Origin of the sequence: Bacillus sp. FSL K6-3154, assembly GCF_040869395.1 — a bacterium.
Taxonomy (GTDB): domain Bacteria; phylum Bacillota; class Bacilli; order Bacillales; family Bacillaceae; genus Bacillus; species Bacillus safensis.
This window is the reverse complement of record NZ_CP152033.1, coordinates 1021096-1040895: the sequence shown is the minus strand read 5'-3', so window position 1 is coordinate 1040895 and position 19800 is coordinate 1021096. Positions and strand designations below refer to the sequence as shown.

The 19800-nt window shown below is 43.9% G+C and carries 18 protein-coding genes; 16 read left to right on the top strand and 2 right to left on the bottom strand.

Annotation, left to right across the window (positions count from 1 at the left end):
* The first annotated feature begins 7 nt into the window (after positions 1-7).
* The 5 genes from nikB to MHH61_RS05635 all read left to right on the top strand — a co-directional run bounded on the left by nikB (position 8) and on the right by MHH61_RS05635 (position 4904).
* The gene (gene nikB, locus MHH61_RS05655; RefSeq protein ID WP_095409600.1) at positions 8-952 is read left to right on the top strand and encodes a nickel ABC transporter permease subunit NikB; all 945 of its coding nucleotides are present in this window, start codon (positions 8-10) and stop codon (positions 950-952) included.
* The gene (gene nikC, locus MHH61_RS05650; RefSeq protein WP_056765758.1) at positions 949-1782 is read left to right on the top strand and encodes a nickel ABC transporter permease subunit NikC; all 834 of its coding nucleotides are present in this window, start codon (positions 949-951) and stop codon (positions 1780-1782) included. Before nikB ends, nikC begins: the two co-directional genes overlap by 4 nt.
* 4 nt (positions 1783-1786) lie before the next feature.
* On the top strand, positions 1787-2602 hold the full coding sequence (gene nikD / locus MHH61_RS05645) for a nickel import ATP-binding protein NikD (protein ID WP_169510654.1): 816 nt from the start codon (positions 1787-1789) through the stop codon (positions 2600-2602).
* Positions 2603-2615: 13 nt separating this feature from the next.
* Entirely contained in the window at positions 2616-3431 is an 816-nt protein-coding gene (nikE, locus tag MHH61_RS05640; RefSeq protein WP_125586041.1) for a nickel import ATP-binding protein NikE, read from the top strand.
* 147 nt (positions 3432-3578) lie between these two features.
* A complete protein-coding gene (locus MHH61_RS05635) occupies positions 3579-4904 on the top strand; it encodes an MATE family efflux transporter (protein ID WP_024426080.1) in 1326 nt (441 codons plus the stop codon).
* A gap of 21 nt (positions 4905-4925) precedes the next feature.
* On the opposite strand, the gene yvfG is transcribed toward MHH61_RS05635, so the two are convergent.
* On the bottom strand, positions 4926-5141 hold the full coding sequence (gene yvfG / locus MHH61_RS05630; protein WP_024423509.1) for a protein YvfG: 216 nt from the start codon (positions 5139-5141) through the stop codon (positions 4926-4928).
* 70 nt (positions 5142-5211) lie between these two features.
* Here yvfG and rpoN point away from each other — a divergent pair, with 70 nt between their 5' ends.
* Entirely contained in the window at positions 5212-6510 is a 1299-nt protein-coding gene (rpoN, locus tag MHH61_RS05625; protein ID WP_125586043.1) for an RNA polymerase factor sigma-54, read from the top strand.
* A 171-nt stretch (positions 6511-6681) separates the two neighbouring features.
* Entirely contained in the window at positions 6682-7419 is a 738-nt protein-coding gene (locus tag MHH61_RS05620; RefSeq protein WP_024426078.1) for a FadR/GntR family transcriptional regulator, read from the top strand.
* A 30-nt stretch (positions 7420-7449) separates the two neighbouring features.
* Here MHH61_RS05620 and MHH61_RS05615 read toward each other — a convergent pair whose 3' ends face one another.
* Positions 7450-8886: a sigma-54-dependent Fis family transcriptional regulator gene (locus MHH61_RS05615; protein WP_125586045.1), complete on the bottom strand. Its 1437-nt coding sequence runs from the start codon at positions 8884-8886 to the stop codon at positions 7450-7452.
* A gap of 199 nt (positions 8887-9085) precedes the next feature.
* Here MHH61_RS05615 and MHH61_RS05610 point away from each other — a divergent pair, with 199 nt between their 5' ends.
* From MHH61_RS05610 to MHH61_RS05570, 9 genes are all read left to right on the top strand, one after another.
* Positions 9086-10279 carry an ornithine--oxo-acid transaminase gene (locus MHH61_RS05610; protein ID WP_024426076.1) on the top strand — a complete coding sequence of 398 codons (1194 nt, stop codon included), beginning with the start codon at positions 9086-9088 and terminating at the stop codon, positions 10277-10279.
* A gap of 139 nt (positions 10280-10418) precedes the next feature.
* The gene (locus MHH61_RS05605; RefSeq protein WP_051149965.1) at positions 10419-11792 is read left to right on the top strand and encodes an amino acid permease; all 1374 of its coding nucleotides are present in this window, start codon (positions 10419-10421) and stop codon (positions 11790-11792) included.
* 309 nt (positions 11793-12101) lie between these two features.
* Positions 12102-13139, top strand: coding sequence for a sugar-binding transcriptional regulator (locus tag MHH61_RS05600; protein WP_024423502.1), 1038 nt, complete (start codon positions 12102-12104; stop codon positions 13137-13139).
* Positions 13140-13170: 31 nt separating this feature from the next.
* Positions 13171-14178 (top strand): type I glyceraldehyde-3-phosphate dehydrogenase, encoded by a 1008-nt coding sequence (gene gap / locus MHH61_RS05595; protein WP_007500174.1) that lies wholly within the window; start codon positions 13171-13173, stop codon positions 14176-14178.
* A gap of 213 nt (positions 14179-14391) precedes the next feature.
* Positions 14392-15576, top strand: a complete 1185-nt coding sequence (pgk, locus tag MHH61_RS05590; protein WP_024423500.1) for a phosphoglycerate kinase — start codon at positions 14392-14394, stop codon at positions 15574-15576.
* Positions 15577-15606: 30 nt separating this feature from the next.
* Positions 15607-16368: a triose-phosphate isomerase gene (gene tpiA, locus MHH61_RS05585; RefSeq protein ID WP_017359213.1), complete on the top strand. Its 762-nt coding sequence runs from the start codon at positions 15607-15609 to the stop codon at positions 16366-16368.
* Complete coding sequence (gpmI, locus tag MHH61_RS05580) at positions 16361-17896, top strand: 2,3-bisphosphoglycerate-independent phosphoglycerate mutase (protein WP_024423499.1); 1536 nt, start codon at positions 16361-16363, stop codon at positions 17894-17896. Before tpiA ends, gpmI begins: the two co-directional genes overlap by 8 nt.
* A 30-nt stretch (positions 17897-17926) precedes the next feature.
* Positions 17927-19219, top strand: coding sequence for a phosphopyruvate hydratase (gene eno / locus MHH61_RS05575; protein WP_003212752.1), 1293 nt, complete (start codon positions 17927-17929; stop codon positions 19217-19219).
* A 257-nt stretch (positions 19220-19476) separates the two neighbouring features.
* The gene (locus tag MHH61_RS05570; protein WP_024423498.1) at positions 19477-19746 is read left to right on the top strand and encodes a hypothetical protein; all 270 of its coding nucleotides are present in this window, start codon (positions 19477-19479) and stop codon (positions 19744-19746) included.
* Positions 19747-19800: the final 54 nt, after the last annotated feature.

The following is a 19800-nucleotide window of genomic DNA, read 5'->3' as shown; positions in this document are numbered from 1 at the left end:
TAAGGAAATGGGCCGCTATATCGTCAAACGAGTGCTATCAATTATTCCTGTATTTTTATTAGCCACACTGCTCACAACTGGTATGATTCACCTCTCGCCAGTTGACCCGGCTGAGGCATATTTAGCAGCGGCTCATATCCAGCCTACAGATGAAATATTAGCGCAAAAACGAAGTGAATTCGGCTTAGACGAGCCATTTTATATGCAGTATCTTCATACCATTGAAAAAGTCATTCACCTTGATTTCGGCCGGTCGTATATGTCCAATCAGCCTGTCGTTGATGAGGTGATTTATCGAATACCGGCGACAATTCAATTGGCGCTTACCAGTCTGCTGATCGCTATTTGTGTCAGCATTCCGCTCGGCTTTTTCAGCGGCATGAGGAAAAATGGTGCCGTTGATCATGTGAGCCGGCTCATTTCTTTCTTAGGAGCATCTATCCCGACGTTTGTCTTGGGGTATTTGCTCATCTTCTTTTTTTCAGTGAAACTTGACCTCTTACCAGTTGAAGGGATTGGAACATGGGAGCATCTCATTCTGCCCTCGATCACACTTGCAGTCCCTTTAATTGCTACGTATACAAGGCTGTTACGGTCAAGTGTGAGTGAGGCGCTTCAAGAGCCTTTCGTTCAATATGCGAGAATCAGAGGATTGAAGGAACAATCGATCATGTTCAAGCATGTGTTCAGAATTGCGATATCGCCGATGCTGACCGGACTTGGGGTGAACCTTGGCAAGCTCTTGACCGGAACCATTATTGTAGAGGCCGTTTTCTCATGGCCAGGGTTTGGCCGCTTTTTTATTGAAGCGATCTTTAACAGAGATCTGCCTGTCATTCAATTTTATGTCCTCATGTCAGCCTGTATTTTTATCGTGAGCAGCTTGATCGTTGACTTAGTTCAGCTGATCATAGACCCCCGTATTTCTAGAAAGGAAGGCCGCCAGCAATGATGACAAAAGTAAAACATCTCATCGCTCATCAAAAGATGATCTCGATCTGCGCTTTGCTGCTCGGTCTCCTGCTCATTGTCACAATATGTGCACCATGGATCGCTCCACATGATCCGGCTGCTGTCAATCTAGCAATGAAGCTAAAGGGATCTTCGTGGGAGTATCCTCTTGGAACAGATCAATTAGGGCGGTGCAATTTATCTCGTATTTTATATGGTGCGCGTGTTTCGCTCGGCTGTGCGTTATTAATCTTTCTTTCTTCGTTATTCATTGGTTTAATTGTCGGCCTCTTTTCAGGATACAAAGGCGGCTGGATCGATCATGTTTTGATGAGAATCTGTGACGGCGTCATGGCATTTCCCAACCTGGTGCTGATCCTTGGATTAGTCGGCATCTTCGGTCCGGGACTCCCTCAAGTCGTACTTGCTTTGATGCTTGTGCAATGGGTATATTATGCCCGCGTCTTCCGAGGAATGGTGCTGAGTTTAAAAGAACAGAACTTTATTGCAGCTGCAAAAATTAGTGGGACCTCGCATTGGAACATTATGAGAAAGCATATGATTCCCAATGTCCTGCCGCCATTAGCAGTCATTGGAACACTCGAAATGGGCTGGGCGATTATGGACATTTCTGCGATGTCTTTTCTCGGATTAGGGGTTCAGCCTCCTATGCCTGAATGGGGAGCGATGATTCATGAAGGGAAATCTTACATTCAAACGAATCCTCAGTTAATGCTGTACCCAGGTCTTGTGATCATGGCTGTGGTGGTTCTGTTTAATTTACTAGGAGAAGCCCTTTCAGAGAAATATGGCATCAAACGCCGTGTGTAAAGGAATGATCAATGTGCAAGAGTCCATTTTACAAGTAGAGAACCTGCATGTGCAGACGAAAACACCTCAAGGGACAACCCCTCTTATTCAAGAAGTCTCGTTTGAAATAGGGCGCGGTCAAATCCTTGGATTAATTGGTGAGAGCGGCTGCGGGAAAACAGTGACAAGTATGTCGATCTTGCATATGCTTGATCGAAAAACAACGGAAGTCACTGGCAGTATCACATTACAGGGACGAGAATTGATCGGTATAAGTGAAAAGGATATGCGTTCCATTCGGGGCAAAGACATCTCGTATATTATGCAAAATCCAATGAACAGCTTTACGCCGGTATGGACAATCGGCCATCAGCTGGTTGAAACGATCCGCCGGCATACGGCTGTCAGTAAAAGGCAGGCACGATCACAGGCAATAGATGCGATAGCGAAAATGAATCTGCCGCAGCCAGACCAGCTGTTCAATAAGTATCCTTTTGAATTAAGCGGAGGGATGCTGCAGCGTGTCATGATCGCCATGGCTGCCTGTATGCACCCGCCCCTCATCATTGCAGATGAGCCGACAACTGCATTAGATGTACACAATCAGAAACGGGTCCTTCAGCATCTGAACCAAATTCGTCATGACTATGGAACGGCCATTTTACTGATTACCCACGATCTTGGTGTCATTGCTGAAATGGCAGATCAAGTTGTCGTCATGAAACAAGGAGAAATTGTTGAAAAGGCAGGAGTTCTTGAGATTTTTGAACAACCAAAACATGATTATACAAAAAAACTATTAGCAGCTCGTCCATCGATTCCAGCTGTTTGCCCGATTTGAGGTGAGAAGGCCCTTGCATTTATTAGAAGTGAAAGCAGTCAGTCATGCATACACGAACCGGTCGTTTCTAATGAGAAAAAAAGGCGCAGCCCCTGTCCTGAAAAGCGTCGATTTAACTATTGAAGAAGGCACCTGCCTTGGGCTGCTAGGGCAAAGCGGCGCAGGGAAAAGTACACTTGGCCGCATCATACTTGGTCTAGAGAAACCAAGAGCTGGGCAGGTGCTTTTTGAAGGTCAGGATGTCTATCATGCAGATCAGCAAACACGTAAGCATTTTCGCCGGCATGTGCAAGCGGTGTTTCAGGATTCCTATTCGGCGGTAAATCCAAGATGGACAGTCGAACAAATTTTATCTGAGCCGCTTGAAAACTACGAATCCATGAGCCGAAAGGAACGTAAAAATGTATTGATTCACTGGCTGGAAAGAGTCGGGCTCGGTGAAAAGGATTTGTCTAAATATCCACACCAATTCAGCGGCGGCCAGCTGCAAAGGATCAACATCGCTAGAGCCTTATTGCTCCAGCCAAAGCTCATTGTACTGGATGAATCTGTCAGCAGCTTAGACATGGTGACGCAGGCTGTCATTTTAGATTTATTAGTAGAATTAAAGAAGGAGCTGGGTGTGGCTTACTTATTTATTACACATGATATAACAGCAGCCTATCACTTATGTGATCAATTGGCGATTCTTGATCAAGGAGAGCTTGCTGCCCAATTTCAATCAAAGGATGACTTCTTTTCATCAGAAGAGGAAGCGGTGCGGAAAATGAGAGATGCAATGCTCGCAGACCATCCTTTGTCACGAACGATTGGCAGACCGGTTCGGTAAAACTTCATTTTATCAATGCCTCAGCGTGCAGCCAAAGCGTCGCATTCGGTAAAAAGCAAAGAGCGAAAGCCCCAGTTTAGCCCCTTTGCAGACAATCTGCGCCTCTTTTAGGAAAGAGGCTATTTTTCATGAAAGGCAGGTGGCATCGTGAACCATCGAGCGTATTTAGCTTTGGCCATTCCATTAACGATTTCAACGATGACCACCCCATTACTTGGAGCTGTTGATACAGCGGTCGTCGGTCAGCTCGCAAACCCCGCTTATATTGGAGGCGTTGCGGTTGGCAGTCTCATTTTCAGTACATTATATTGGCTGTTTGGTTTTTTGCGGGTAAGTACATCTGCTTTTGCCGCCCAGGCAAACGGTGCACAGAATGAGGAGCAGGGCGTTCTTGCTTTTCTAAGACCTTTTTTCGTCGCCATCATCGTCGGACTTTGTTTTATTGCCCTGCAATGGCCGATCATTCAATCTGCTTTTCTAGTGATCTCTCCTGATGCTGATGTCCGTCAATTTGCCGCAGACTATTTTCATATTCGCATTTGGGGAGCGCCATTTACTTTAATGAATTATGTTATATTGGGCTGGCTGATGGGGATGGCTAAAATGAAAGAAGCTCTTTCATTACAAATCTTGATCAATGTTATGAATATGGCGCTCGCATTTCTGCTTGTTCATGTGTTTTCGTTTGCGGTCAAAGGAGTTGCGGCGGCAACATTGATATCTGAACTAACCGCTTTTGTGTTAGGGGCATGGATTATCCTGAAGCATTCGTCAAACGGATTCCAGATGCCTTCCATCAAGAAAATCATGGATACTCAGGCAGTGAAGAAAATGTTTCATGTGAATAAAGATTTGTTCATTAGGACGATCTGTCTGCTAGTGGTCATCAATATGTTTACGGCAAAAGGTGCTTCTTTTGGTACAGAGCTGCTGGCAGCCAATGCCATCTTATTTCAAATTCACTACATCATGGCTTATTTGTTCGATGGTTTTGCCAATGCGTCCAGCATCCTTGTTGGCAGGTCGGTTGGTGCAAATGACCGCACCCTTTATGAAAAAACCTTAACCCTTTCGAGGCAGTGGGCACTTGTGATGGCATGTGTCATTGCGGCGGTTTATTTTTTATTAAAAGAGCCGATATTGAGCTTGTTTACAAATCTCCCTCAGCTGCTTGATGTGACATTACACTATGCAGACTGGCTTGTTCTTTATCCATTTGCAGCTTGTTTCGGATTGGTCATTTACGGCGTATTTACAGGTGCAACAGAAATTGCCCCTGTTAGAAATTCGATGCTGTTTGCGATGATTTTGTTTATCGTCGTTCAAACCGCAGTCACGCCCATTTGGCACAATCATGGCCTATGGTTTGCCTTTATCATCTATACTGTAGGGCGGTCTGGCTTTTTAATGATGTATAAATCGAGGCTGGATCAGAAGCTTTTTGCATATGATAAACACCCTTTGCCATCTTGACAAAAGGGTGTTCTTTTTCGTTCATTCGCTTTCTTTTTTCACCTTTTGATAGGCTTCATCAAGATGCTGAATTCGCTTCAATACAACCGCATTTTTGGTCAGCTGGTCTTGAACAAGCGTTGACACTACTGAGCGGTAATAGGCATTCATCGCATGAACCTTGTCTTCATTTTGGTTCATGGCGATGTGCTGCTTCAAGTTGTCGACAAAGTATGGAACGGAAAAAAGTTCAGACATAGAAATCACTCCTATTTCGTATATACGGTCCGTCAATCTTCATGTAAAATGATGAGAGGGAGGGGAGACAATGAGCCTTAAACTGCAACAAGAACAGGTATTAAAGCAGGTGCTCACACAAGAACTTAGGCAGGCCATTACGCTGCTGCAGCTGAATTGCGCAGAGCTCGGCGAGTATCTTGACCAGTTAGCGCTTGAGAACCCTCTGATTGAGCGGAAAGACACGGACAGCTATCAACCAGTTTATCATAAAAAATCACAAGATCGAATGACAGAGCCGTATCGAACGCATCAAAAAGAAAGCCTGCAAATGTTTTTAAAAAGACAGGCGATTGATTTGAATTTAAGTGAAAAGAATCAAAGAATCTTTCACTTTATGATTGACTCCATTGATTCCAATGGCTATCTAAATGAACCGATTGACGCAATGGCAGCTGTCTTAGAGGTGCCAGCTGAAGAAGTGGAAGCTGTCCTTCATCAGCTGCAATCGCTGGAGCCTGCCGGGATTGGCGCAAGATCATTGCAGGAATGCATCCTCCTTCAGCTGAGAAGGAAAAAGAAGCGCTGGTATGAAGCCGAGCTGATCATCGAAGAGCATTTCTTTCTTTTTGCGAGAAAGGCTTGGAAGGAAATTGCGGCCAAAACAGGTGTTTCAATGAAAACACTCCAGGCGGTACAAGATGAAGTGTCTCAGCTTGAACCAAGACCAGGCCTTCATTTCTCATATGATGAAGAGCATGTGTATATAGAGCCTGATGTGACAATTACTGTGGTGCAGGATCACATCACATTTGAGCTGAATCAGCGCGCTTTTCCAGACGTAGAAATGAATGAAGGCTACTTCGCCATGATTCAAGACCAAAAGCGGCATGAAGCATATGCGTATTTAAAGGAAAAAGAGCAGCAGTACAATTGGCTTGTCCAAGCGCTGAAGCAAAGAAAGCAAACGATGACTCATGTCGTTCGTGAGATTATCTCACATCAGACCGATTTTTTTCTAACAGGGAAACATAAAATGAAACCGCTTACGATGAAGCGGATCGCAGATATACTGCAAGTCCATGAGTCAACAGTCAGCCGGACTGTAAAAGGGAAAATGGTGCAAACCCCTTATGGTCTTATGGAAATGAAACAATTTTTCCAAGCGAAATTAGAAGGGCATTCGCTAGAAGAGGCGTCCAGCTACACAGTCAAAACGCACATTGCAGAGCTCATCCAAACGGAAAATAAGAAAAAACCGTATTCAGATCAGCAAATTATGACGCTGCTTCAGCAAACCTTTGGCATCCGCGCGTCGCGCAGAACCATTGCAAAATATCGTGAACAAATGAATCTTCCGTCCTCTACGCTGCGGAAGCGATACGATTAAAAAGAAGTACTTGCCAGAACATGGCACGTGCTTCTTTTTTGTTGAAAGCAAGGCAGCTCGAAGATTTCTTGAAAATTAAAGAGGGGAGACGTGTGATCGGAAATTTTGGGGTAAAGTATAAGATAGGGCATGAGCCGATAGGGATAGACAACAGTGATGAGGTGAGACCAATTGAAATATAAACAAATCAAAACGAAAAAAATATATGAAGAAATTGCGGATGCATTAATTGAATCCATTCGTACAGGTGAGCTTCTTCCAGGGGAAAAATTAGATTCGGTTCAAGCGCTTTCAGAAAGCTTTCAAGTCAGCCGTTCCGCTGTAAGAGAGGCACTGTCTGCTCTCAAAGCGATCGGATTAATAGAGATGAAGCAAGGGGAAGGCACATATGTGAAGCAGTTTGATCCTGAGCAGCTCACATTTAGCCTGTCTCCTGCATTTTTGATGAAGCAGCATGATGTCACACAGCTCCTTGAATTAAGAAACATAATTGAGACGGGTGCTGTTAAAAAGGCAGCGCTCATGCGAACGGACGATGACCTTCATCAGCTGCGTGAGGCACTCGAACAAATGAAACTCGCAGAAGCACATAAAGAAACTGGTGAAGAGGCAGACCTCGCATTCCATCTCGCTTTAGCCAAAGCCTCAAAGAATGATTTATTAAAAGCGTTAATGAATCAGGTCTCCACCTTGCTGGTAGAAACGATGCGGGAGACGAGAAAAGTCGTCTTATTTTCAAGAAAAGCCTCCATTCGGCAGCTTTACAAAGAACATGAACATATTTACAAAGCCGTCATGGCAAGACAGCCAGAAGAAGCAGAAAGAGCGATGCTCACGCATTTAAAAAATGTAGAAAGACTGCTGAGTGATGTGAGTCAAGAACCGGCAGGACAGTCAGAACCACAGTAAGCTGTGCCGAATGAGGGCACAGCTCTATTATTAACGAGAAATATGCAGTTTTTTCATGCGATATTGCAGACTTTGCCTGCTCATGCCCAATAACTTTGCAGTCTGTGAAATATTATCGTCCATTTTTTCTAAGTAATGGACGATGTATTGTTTTTCGAATCGTTCCATTTGGGTTTGAAAATCAGTCGTATGTTCTGGGCTTGTATAAATAAACGTGTCAGCTGCGGTATGCTGCAAAGGGTTCGTCTGTAATTGCGCTGCAGGACGGCCTTCCCTATGTTTAAATCTAAAATGATATGGAAGGTGATGCATGCATAAGTAATCCTCATCCATCATCATATTCATCCCCGCTTCAATCACATGCTCCAGTTCTCGTACATTACCCGGCCAATCATACGCTTGAAAAAGGGCTAGTACCTCTTCATCAGCCGCCTTCACCTTCATTTGAAACAGCTCATTATATTTTTGAATAAAATGACTGACAAATGTAGGAATGTCTTCTTTTCGTTCAGAAAGCTGCGGAATAAATAGGGTGACAATACCCAGCCGGTAAAATAAATCCTTGCGCATGCGTCCGCCTGCGATTGCATCTACAGGATCCTCATTCATATTGGCAATGACTCTTACATCAACAGCGATTTCTTTTGTGCTGCCAAGCCTTCTCACACGTTTCTCCTGTAATACACGCAGCAGTTTTGCTTGAAGACCAGGATTTAATGAGTTGATCTCATCAAGCAGCAGTGTACCTCCCTGCGCCTGTTCAAATAAGCCGGGCTGATCAGTTGCGCCTGTAAAAGCCCCTTTTTGTGTACCAAAGAGCAGACTTTCAATGAGATTATCAGGCAGTGCCGCGCAATTTTGGGTAATAAATGGTCCAGATGATCGGCTGCTGCCGTTATGAATACTTTGCGCAAATAGTTCTTTTCCTGTCCCTGTTTCTCCAACAATGAGCACATAGGAAGAGGTGCGTGTCGCTCGTTTTGCATGCTCAATCACCTCTAAAAACGCAGGGCTTTGTCCAATAATGGAATCAAAGGTAAAGCGCGTGCTTCCTTTTTTCTTCATATTGTGATGAATCAACCGTTCCAGCTTCGTCACATCATTCGAAATTTCAACCGCTCCTTGGATAAGGCCGTCTCGAACGAGCGGGTATGTATGATTAATCGTTGTGATTTCTTTTCCATTGTAATTATGATACGTCTGCTTTGCATGAACGGTTTGTTTCCCGGTACGCAGCGCTTGGACAAGCGTACTGTGCATTTCGTCTTGGAAGACGAAGAGATCTAATACATTTTTATGGAGAACATCAGAGCGTTTCAAAGACTCAATCTCCATCATTTTTTTATTATAAACAACAGTATTGCCATTCTCGTCAATTGCATGAACCCCGACATCTATTAAATCAAGCATTTGTTTATACAGATCAATCTCATTTTCCAGCTTTGCAGTATACTGATCTTCTTTCATTGAAGCACCTCCAGACGTTACCTCTATTTTAACATGAAAAATTTTGCGGTTCCCTCTAAAAAATTTGGCAGATGCAAAAATATTTTGCATAAAGAACCAGATCAATCACCGCCACAATGCGGGCAGAAAGTTGGCACGATCCTTGCATATCATATGTGTGTAGATAAAAGAGGGTAGCTTATAGAAGGAGGAATAGACGATGACACAGACAAATGAATTGATTCAACAAACCGAACAATACGGTGCGGCAAACTATCATCCGCTGCCAATTGTGATTTCAGAGGCTGAAGGAGTTTGGGTGACAGACCCTGAAGGCAATCGATATATGGATATGCTGAGTGCGTATTCCGCGGTGAACCAAGGCCATCGCCATCCCCGCATTATTGAGGCGCTCAAAAAACAGGCAGACCGTGTGACACTGACTTCAAGAGCTTTTCACAATGATCAGCTTGGCCCTTGGTATGAGAAAATTTGTCAAATGACGAATAAAGAGATGGCACTCCCGATGAATACTGGCGCTGAGGCTGTAGAAACAGCTGTAAAAGCAGCAAGACGCTGGGGCTATGACGTCAAGGGAATCGAAGACAATCGCGCAGAAATCATTGCGTGCGTCGGTAACTTCCATGGCAGAACGATGACAGCTGTTTCCCTTTCTTCTGAAGCAGAATATCAAAGAGGTTTCGGTCCAATGCTTCCAGGCATTAAACTGATTCCTTACGGAGATATTGAAGCGTTACGTGAAGCCATCACACCACAAACAGCGGCTTTTCTGATCGAACCTATTCAAGGAGAAGCGGGAATTGTCATGCCGCCAGAAGGCTTCTTGAAGGAAGCGAAAGCGCTTTGTGAAAAAGAACATGTGCTGTTCATTGCGGATGAAATTCAGGTCGGATTAGCGCGAACAGGCAAGATGTTTGCATGTGACTGGGAAGACATTGAGCCAGATATGCTGATTCTTGGAAAAGCTTTAGGCGGCGGTGTATTCCCAATCTCGTGTGTGGTCGCAAACCGCGATATATTAGGTGTGTTTAACCCTGGATCTCATGGCTCTACCTTCGGCGGAAATCCTCTTGCGTGTGCGGTGTCGCTGGCTGCACTGGATGTCTTAATCGACGAAAACCTTGCAGCGCGTTCTTTGGAGCTTGGCGAATACTTAAAAGACAAACTCACGCGCATTCAAAGTCCTGTCATCAAGGAAGTGCGGGGCCGCGGATTATTTATCGGCATGGAGCTGACAGAGGCAGCGAGACCTTATTGTGAGAAGCTAAAACAAGCAGGGCTGTTATGTAAGGAAACTCATGAGACCGTCATCCGCTTTGCACCGCCTCTCACGATATCTAAAGAAGATTTAGACTGGGCGATTGGTCATATTGAAGCATTATTTCAAGCATAAATGTCAAAGGGGGAGAAACCTTCACTTTCTCCCTTTCTCTTTCAACGAACAGCGAATTTTGTCAAAGGATGATGAATAGAAGAGTGAAAGTGGGGAAGCGGATTTGAACCAAGAACAGCATAATGAACTAGAACGTTCCATGAAAAGCAGGCATCTCTTTATGATTGCCTTAGGCGGCGTCATTGGTACTGGTCTTTTCCTTGGGTCAGGACTCATTATCCATCAGGCTGGACCCGGGGGAGCCATTCTATCCTTTATCATTGGCGGATTGTTAATGTATTTGGTGATGCTCTGTCTTGGAGAATTAGCGGTGGCGATGCCGACAGCGGGTTCCTTTCAGGAGTATGCAACCAAATATATAGGTCCGTCCACAGGCTTTATGATCGGCTGGCTTTATTGGTTTAGCTGGGCATGTACAATAGGACTGGAGTTTACGTCAGCAGGCATTTTGCTCCAAAGGTGGTTCCCAGATATCCCTGTTTGGCTTTGGTGTCTTGCATTTAGCGTGATTTTATTTGCCGTGAATGCCATCTCAGCTCGCAGCTTTGCTGAAACCGAGTTTTGGTTTTCAGCCATTAAGGTCGCTGCCATCCTATTATTTATTATCATTGGAATTGGCGCAATTTTCGGAATGATTCATCTGAAAGATGGAGAACCAGCCCCTCTATTTCGTCATTTGACGGATCATGGCGGACTATTTCCTAACGGCGTTTTTGCTATTTTATTAACCATGGTCACGGTCAATTTCTCCTTTCAAGGAACAGAACTTGTAGGGATTGCAGCAGGAGAGAGTGAAAGCCCTGAAAAAACATTGCCTCGTTCTATACGAAATATTATTTGGAGAACGATGGTTTTTTTCGTTTTATCTATTGCGGTTCTGGCCGCGCTTCTTCCGTGGCAGACAGCAGGCACTGTCGACAGCCCGTTTGTCGTCGTGCTGGACAAGGTCGGTATACCATATGCGGCAGATATCATGAATTTTATCATCATCACAGCCGTCTTATCTGTAGCAAACTCTGGATTATATGCATCATCACGTATGCTTTGGGCGCTGTCGAAAGACGGGAAAGGACCTGACTTTACGAAAAAGCTGTCCAAGCGTAAAATTCCGATCAATGCACTATTGGTGACAATGGGCGTATCTGCACTATCTCTGCTGACAAGTGTTGTGGCACCAAAAACGGTGTATGTGTGGCTCATTTCTATTTCTGGTATGGTTCTTGTTGTGGTGTGGATGTCTATTTGCTTGTCTCAGTATTTCTTTAGAAAACAATTCATAAAGGCGGGCGGAGATGTAAAGGATCTCGTCTTCCGAACACCGCTCTATCCATTTGTTCCACTAGCAGGTTTTATCGCATTTGGCATCGTCCTCATCAGCTTATTTTTTATCGAGGATCAGCGGATCGGCCTTTATTGCGGAATCCCGTTCATGGCTGCCTGCTACATTATTTATTATCTCAAAATCAAACCGAAGGAAGAGGCAAAACAGTTTGGAACCATCACAAAAACATAAGCAGGTCCTGAAAAAAATGTGCATGCTCATATCACCAGCATGCACATTTTCCATCGTGAATACATTCTATATAAAAGAAAATAAATATTTTGAAAAGAAATATCATCGCAAGAACCTTGATGACAAGCAGGCTATCGGTAAAAATGTGTCTATTTTTTGTCTAAATGTGTTTGTAAGAGTTGAAAATGCAAGATTATCCTGTTAAAATAATTAAAGAAAGCAGGGATTGATTTTTTTTGGCTGTGGCGGGACGTTTTTTGTCACAGTGGGACGTTTTTAGTCCAACGTGAAAAGGAAGGGTCGTTAGCCATGAATCGTTTATTGGAAGCTCAAAAAAAATTATTGCCAGATCTTCTCATTGTTATGCAAAAACGCTACGACATTTTGCAGTACATCAGATTAGCTGAACCGATTGGCCGCAGAAGTCTTGCGACAAGTCTTGGTCTCAGTGAGCGCATCTTACGTGCTGAAGTTCAGTTTTTAAAAGAACAAAATCTGCTGGATGTGAAAACGAGCGGTATGATGCTGACGAGTGAGGGTCACGCTTTGCTTGAAATGCTTGAAGGAATGATGAAGGACGTTTTAGGTTTAACCTTTTTGGAAAATACATTAAAGAGAAAGTTAGGCCTGGAAGAAGTCATGATCGTTTCTGGAGACAGTGACGAATCCCCGTGGGTGAAGCAAGAAATGGGAAGAGCTGCTGTCCAATGCATGAAAAAAAGGTTTACTGGAAATAATATCGTCGCCGTCACTGGCGGAACGACGATGGAAGCCGTTGCCGAAATGATGACCCCTGATGCCAAAAACCGCGATACGATGTTTGTCCCTGCGAGAGGCGGTCTTGGGGAGAATGTAAAAAATCAGGCAAACACCATTTGTGCCCACATGGCTGAAAAAGCTTCCGGTACTTACAAACTGCTGTTTGTTCCAGGGCAGCTGTCAGAAGGTGCTTACTCTTCCATTATTGAAGAGCCGTCCGTCAAAGAAGTGCTTCAAACGATTAAATCGTCCACGATGCTCATTCATGGTATTGGTGAAGCAAAAACAATGGCGATGAGACGAAATACACCAGCTGAAGATTTAAAGAAGATTGATGAGCATGACGCAGTGACAGAGGCCTTTGGCTATTACTTTAATCGTGATGGTGAGGTCGTACACAAAGTGCACTCCGTCGGCATGCAGCTAGATGATCTAGAAAGCATTCCACACATCATTGCTGTTGCAGGTGGATCATCAAAGGCGGGGGCGATTGAAGCTTATTTCAAAAAACCGCGCCGAACGGTTCTCGTCACAGACGAAGGAGCCGCAAAAGAGTTATTAAGGGAGTCAATTGATCCCTCAATATAAAACATTGTGACCTATAAAAGGAGGAAACATCATGGCAGTAAAAGTCGGTATTAACGGATTTGGACGTATTGGACGTAACGTATTTCGTGCAGCATTAAATAATCCTGAAGTTGAGGTAGTAGCGGTTAACGATCTAACAGATGCTAACATGCTTGCACACCTTTTACAATATGACTCTGTTCACGGAAAACTAGATGCAGAGGTTTCTGTAGACGGTACAAACTTAGTAGTGAATGGTAAAACAATCGAAGTATCAGCTGAGCGTGACCCTGCGAAATTAAGCTGGGGTAAACAAGGCGTAGAAATCGTTGTTGAATCTACTGGATTCTTCACAAAACGTGCAGACGCTGCGAAACACTTAGAAGCTGGCGCTAAAAAAGTCATCATCTCTGCTCCTGCTAACGAAGAAGATATCACAATCGTTATGGGTGTAAACGAAGACAAATACGATGCAGCTAGCCACGATGTCATCTCTAATGCATCTTGTACGACAAACTGCTTAGCACCATTTGCAAAAGTACTTAACGATAAATTTGGTATCAAACGCGGTATGATGACAACTGTTCACTCATACACAAATGACCAGCAAATTCTTGATCTTCCGCACAAAGACTACCGTCGTGCTCGTGCAGCTGCGGAAAACATCATCCCAACTTCTACAGGTGCTGCGAAAGCTGTTTCACTTGTATTGCCTGAACTTAAAGGTAAATTAAACGGTGGCGCTATGCGTGTTCCAACACCTAACGTTTCTTTAGTTGACCTTGTTGCTGAATTAAACCAAGATGTAACAGCTGAAGACGTAAATGCAGCACTTAAAGAAGCAGCTGAAGGAGAACTTAAAGGAATCCTTGGCTACAGCGAAGAGCCATTAGTATCTGGTGACTACAATGGTAATGCAAACTCTTCAACAATCGATGCTCTTTCTACAATGGTAATGGAAGGCAGCATGGTGAAAGTAATCTCTTGGTACGATAACGAGAGCGGATATTCTCACCGCGTTGTTGACCTTGCAGCTTACATTGCAAAACAAGGTCTTTAATTTCTCACACTGAAGGAACTCACTTGGTTCTTTCCTAGAGACACGATATAATGAAGACGGACAAGGGAAGGGGAAGCATCCCTTTCCCTTTTTCTCTGTTTTTATCCGTTCTGCACGATTTCTCGTTTTGATGAGGGCAAAATGGGAAAAGGATAAAGAGAGTCTTGTCCAATGCGTAAGGAAACCAGAATAAAGGAGGATCTCCTGACGAGCATGAATAAGAAATCAGTAAAAGACATTGACGTAAAAGGTAAAGTTGTGTTCTGCCGCGTAGATTTTAACGTTCCGATGAAGGACGGAGAAGTGACGGATGATACTCGTATCCGCGCAGCATTACCAACAATTGAGTATTTAACAGGACAAGGCGCAAAGGTACTGCTAGCTAGTCATTTGGGTCGTCCGAAGGGTCAAGTTACTGAAGAACTGCGTCTGACACCTGTGGCAAAACGTCTGCAAGAGCTTCTTGGAAAAGAAGTGAAAAAAGCAGATGAAGCTTACGGCGACAACGTGAAAAAGCAAATCTCTGACTTAAAAGATGGAGATGTGCTAGTGCTTGAAAACGTTCGTTTCTATCCTGGTGAAGAAAAGAACGATCCTGAATTATCAAAAGCATTTGCTGATTTAGCCGATGTGTATGTCAATGATGCGTTCGGTGCTGCACACCGTGCACATGCATCGACAGCTGGTATTGCAGCTTATCTTCCGGCTGTTTCAGGCTTCCTCATGCAAAAAGAGCTTGAGGTTCTAGGGAAAGCCATTTCAAATCCTGATCGCCCATTTACAGCGATTATCGGCGGCGCAAAGGTAAAGGATAAAATCGGTGTGATTGAAAGTCTTCTTGATAAAGTGGACAACCTCATCATCGGCGGCGGACTTGCTTACACATTTGTGAAAGCACTTGGCCACGAGGTAGGGAAATCTCTATTAGAAGAAGATAAAGTAGATTTAGCGAAATCGTTTATGGACCGTGCAAAAGAAAAAGGCGTGAACTTCCTGATTCCAACAGATGTTCTGGTAGCCGACGACTTTTCAAATGATGCAAATACAAGCATTGTGCCAATCTCTGAAATTCCAAGTGATCTAGAAGCACTTGATATTGGAACAGAGACAAGAGAAAAGTATGCTGACGTTATTAAAAACAGCAAACTTGTTGTCTGGAACGGACCAATGGGTGTATTTGAAATCGATGCATTCGCTAAAGGAACAAAAGCTATCGCAGAAGCACTGGCAGAAGCAAAAGATACATATTCTGTCATTGGTGGTGGAGATTCAGCAGCAGCAGTTGAGAAATTTGGTCTTGCCGATCAGATGAGCCATATTTCTACAGGCGGCGGCGCTTCACTTGAATTTATGGAAGGCAAAGAACTTCCTGGTGTTACTGCATTAAACGATAAATAAGACCAAAACTGCTATAAGGAAGTGTCAATCATGAGAAAACCAATTATAGCTGGGAACTGGAAAATGAACAAAACACTTGGCGAAGCAGTCAGCTTCGTTGAAGAAGTCAAGTCATCTATTCCATCTCCTGACAAAGTGGAATCCATTGTCTGTGCGCCAGCTCTTTTCCTTGAAAAGCTAAACAGCCTATCAAACGGAACAGACCTTAAAATTGGTGCACAAAACATGCACTTTGAAGAAAATGGTGCATTCACTGGGGAAATCAGCCCTGCTGCTCTAAAAGATTTAGGCATCGGCTATTCAGTGATTGGGCATTCAGAGCGCCGTGAATTCTTTGCTGAAACAGATGAAACAGTGAACAAAAAAGCACATGCTGCATTCAAGCATGGCATCGTTCCAATCATTTGTGTAGGTGAAACGCTTGAAGAGCGTGAAGCTGGTAAAACAAATGAACTTGTCGCTGATCAAGTGAAGAAAGCACTAGCTGGTTTAACGAAGCAGCAAGTTGCTGAATCTGTGATTGCATATGAGCCAATCTGGGCTATCGGTACAGGAAAATCTTCTACAGCGAAAGATGCAAACGACGTTTGCGCACACATCCGCCAAACCGTTGCAAGCGAATTTGGTCAAGAAGCGGCAGACAGCCTTCGCATTCAATATGGCGGAAGCGTGAAGCCGGCAAATATTAAAGAATATATGGCAGAATCCGATATTGACGGTGCTTTGGTAGGCGGCGCAAGCTTAGAACCTCAGTCTTTCGTTCAATTATTGGAGGAAGGTCAATATGAGTAAGAAACCAGCTGCACTAATCATCTTAGACGGGTTCGGTTTAAGAGGCGAAACAGTCGGTAACGCTGTCGCACAAGCAAAAAAACCGAACTTTGACCGCTACTGGAACGAATTTCCGCATCAAACCTTAACGGCTTCAGGTGAGGCAGTAGGTCTCCCGGAAGGTCAAATGGGGAACTCTGAAGTTGGGCATTTGAACATCGGTGCAGGACGCATTGTGTATCAAAGCTTAACAAGGGTGAATGTTGCCATTCGTGAAGGGGAATTTGAGAAAAACGAAACGTTCCTAGATGCAATGACGTATGCAAAAGAGAATGACAAGGCGCTTCATTTATTTGGACTCTTGTCAGACGGCGGTGTGCACAGTCACATCCAGCATCTTTTTGCCCTGCTGAAGCTGGCGAAAAAAGAAGGCTTAACAAAGGTATACATTCATGGTTTCTTGGACGGACGTGATGTTGGTCAGAAGACAGCCAAAGTGTACTTGAAACAGCTGGAAGAACAAATCAAAGAAATCGGTGTCGGTGAAGTGGCAACACTTTCAGGACGCTATTACTCAATGGACCGTGACAAACGCTGGGATCGTGTGGAGAAAGCGTACCGCGCGATGGCATATGGTGAAGGGCCAAGTTATCAAAACATCTATGATGTCGTTGATGACTCCTATGAAAATGGAATCTACGATGAATTCGTTATTCCATCTGTCATTACGAGAGAAAATGGTGAGCCGGTTGCCAAAGTAAACGACGGCGACTCTGTGATTTTCTATAACTTCCGTCCAGACCGTGCCATCCAAATCTCGAACACTTTCACAAATGCAGATTTCCGCTCGTTTGACCGCGGAGAAGCTCATCCGAAGAATTTACACTTCGTCTGCTTCACACACTTCAGTGAAACGGTTGATGGCTATGTTGCCTTCAAACCAGTGAATTTGGATAACACGGTAGGAGAAGTGCTTTCTCAAAACGGATTGAAACAGCTGCGGATTGCTGAAACAGAGAAATATCCTCATGTCACGTTCTTTATGAGCGGTGGACGTGAAGAAGAATTTCCTGGTGAAGACCGCATCTTAATCAATTCACCAGATGTAGCCACCTATGACCTCAAGCCAGAAATGAGTGCTTACGAGGTAAAGGATGCACTTGTTGCAGACATCAATGCTGACAAGCATGATGCGATCATTCTGAACTTTGCTAACCCGGATATGGTTGGCCATTCAGGTATGCTTGAGCCAACAATCAAAGCCATTGAAGCAGTAGATGAGTGCTTAGGAGCTGTAGTCGACGCAATCCTGGCAAAAGGCGGACATGCCATCATCACGGCAGACCACGGTAACGCAGACGTGCTGATTACCGAAGAAGGAAAGCCGCATACTGCACATACAACGAATCCTGTACCAGTCATCGTGACGAAAAAAGGTGCGACGCTTAGAGAAGGCGGCATTTTAGCTGATCTATCTCCAACGCTTTTAGACTTACTTGGTCTTGAAAAACCAAAAGAGATGACAGGAACATCATTAATTCAGAAATAAAAAAATTGATTCAAAAGGAGAGAAATAACGATGCCATACATTGTTGACGTATATGCACGCGAAGTATTAGACTCTCGCGGTAACCCAACAGTTGAAGTAGAAGTTTACACAGAATCTGGCGGCTTTGGCCGTGCGCTTGTTCCAAGTGGTGCTTCTACTGGTGAATATGAAGCAGTAGAACTACGTGACGGAGACAAAGACCGTTACCTTGGAAAAGGTGTTCTGACAGCTGTAAACAACGTAAACGAAATCATTGCACCAGAGCTTTTAGGCTTTGATGTAACAGAACAAGTAGCGATTGACAAAATGTTAATCGAACTTGACGGAACAGAAAACAAAGGGAAATTAGGCGCAAACGCAATCCTTGGCGTATCTATCGCTGTAGCACGTGCGGCTGCTGATTTCTTACAAATTCCACTTTATCAATACCTTGGTGGATTCAACTCCAAAACGCTTCCAGTACCAATGATGAACATCGTCAACGGCGGAGAGCATGCGGATAACAACGTAGACATTCAAGAATTCATGATTATGCCTGTAGGTGCACCGAACTTCCGTGAAGCACTTCGCATGGGCGCTCAAATCTTCCATAGCCTGAAATCTGTATTAAGCGCAAAAGGCTTAAACACAGCTGTAGGTGATGAAGGTGGATTCGCTCCAAACCTTGGTTCTAACGAAGAAGCACTTCAAACAATCGTTGAAGCGATCGAAAAAGCTGGCTTCAAACCAGGTGAAGAAGTGAAGCTTGCAATGGATGCTGCATCTTCTGAGTTCTACAACAAAGAAGACGGTAAATATCATTTATCAGGTGAAGGTGTTGTGAAAACATCTGCTGAAATGGTTGACTGGTATGAAGATATGGTATCGAAATACCCAATCATCTCTATCGAAGACGGCCTTGATGAAAACGACTGGGAAGGTCACAAACTATTAACTGAGCGCCTTGGCAGCAAGGTTCAGCTAGTAGGAGACGACTTGTTCGTTACAAATACGAAGAAGCTATCTGAAGGAATCAAAAACGGCGTTGGTAACTCAATCCTGATCAAAGTAAACCAAATCGGTACATTAACTGAAACATTTGATGCAATCGAAATGGCAAAACGCGCAGGATACACAGCTGTTATCTCTCACCGTTCTGGTGAAACTGAAGACAGCACGATTGCAGACATCGCTGTTGCAACAAACGCTGGACAAATCAAAACAGGTGCTCCGTCTCGTACGGACCGTGTGGCGAAATACAACCAATTACTTCGCATCGAAGATCAATTGGCTGAAACAGCACAATATCACGGCATTGCAACATTCTATAACTTGAATAAATAATGTCAGCTATGCGCTGCGTTCCGCTCTTTCATGAGAGCGGGGCGCAGCGTTTTTTTGTGTTAAGCGAAATCCTCTGGCTAATTCATTTGACTTATCCTATTTCTGTAAAAAATCCTCCTTCAGTTAGAGAAGAAGGCAAAATCCCCTCCATTTATAAGCACTAAATCATGAAAAATCGACTAAAAATATGATCTGAAATGAACTTATGCTTTCTGTAAGGGGGTGGTATCATTTTACATATATTAGGGGGTGATGAGATGCTGAATCCTTTTAGCCTTCGTTTTCCAGTAGGTGTATATATGTATGTTCTTCACCTATTGGCGGCATATGATGAAAGGAAGCAACGAATTCTAACTTCTAAGAATGTACAGAAAAACGCATTTTGGATTTATGTCCTTGCCGCTATATTGGGCATTATTTCACTTGGAGCATTGATTTGGGCATGCAAGACCTTTGGACGAGGCTCCAAATTTTTAGGTGAGTTCAAATTATTAGGCATGTACGTTAAAATCCAGTGCGGTTTTTAACAGGGATGAGAACAGATGCAAGGGCATCTGTTCTATCTGAAACAAACGGAGGGA